1 rRNA gene is annotated in these 1,176 nt (G+C 53.1%); it reads right to left on the reverse strand.

From position 1 onward, the window contains the following. Positions 1–15: 15 nt before the first annotated feature. Positions 16–1,176 (reverse strand): 16S ribosomal RNA (locus AC3A6F_RS25265); the annotation flags it as partial.

Here is a 1,176-nt window from a genome sequence, read left to right on the forward strand (position 1 = left end):
CCGGTGCTACTCTAGAAAGGAGGTGATCCAGCCGCACCTTCCGATACGGCTACCTTGTTACGACTTCACCCCAGTCACGAATCCTACCGTGGTAAGCGCCCTCCTTGCGGTTAAGCTACCTACTTCTGGTAAAACCCGCTCCCATGGTGTGACGGGCGGTGTGTACAAGACCCGGGAACGTATTCACCGCGACATGCTGATCCGCGATTACTAGCGATTCCAACTTCACGCAGTCGAGTTGCAGACTGCGATCCGGACTACGATACACTTTCTGGGATTAGCTCCCCCTCGCGGGTTGGCGGCCCTCTGTATGTACCATTGTATGACGTGTGAAGCCCTACCCATAAGGGCCATGAGGACTTGACGTCATCCCCACCTTCCTCCGGTTTGTCACCGGCAGTCTCATTAGAGTGCTCAACTGAATGTAGCAACTAATGACAAGGGTTGCGCTCGTTGCGGGACTTAACCCAACATCTCACGACACGAGCTGACGACAGCCATGCAGCACCTGTGTTACGGCTCTCTTTCGAGCACACCTCGATCTCTCGTGGCTTCCGTACATGTCAAGGGTAGGTAAGGTTTTTCGCGTTGCATCGAATTAATCCACATCATCCACCGCTTGTGCGGGTCCCCGTCAATTCCTTTGAGTTTTAATCTTGCGACCGTACTCCCCAGGCGGTCTACTTCACGCGTTAGCTGCGTTACCAAGTTAATTAAAACCCGACAACTAGTAGACATCGTTTAGGGCGTGGACTACCAGGGTATCTAATCCTGTTTGCTCCCCACGCTTTCGTGCATGAGCGTCAATCTTGACCCAGGGGGCTGCCTTCGCCATCGGTGTTCCTCCACATCTCTACGCATTTCACTGCTACACGTGGAATTCTACCCCCCTCTGCCAGATTCTAGCCTTGCAGTCTCCATCGCAATTCCCAGGTTGAGCCCGGGGATTTCACGACAGACTTACAAAACCGCCTGCGCACGCTTTACGCCCAGTAATTCCGATTAACGCTTGCACCCTACGTATTACCGCGGCTGCTGGCACGTAGTTAGCCGGTGCTTATTCTTCAGGTACCGTCATTAGTAAAGGATATTAGCCTCTACCGTTTCTTCCCTGACAAAAGAGCTTTACAACCCGAAGGCCTTCTTCACTCACGCGGCATTGCTGGATCAGGCTTG

Source organism: Massilia sp. Soil_C_3, assembly GCF_057657035.1.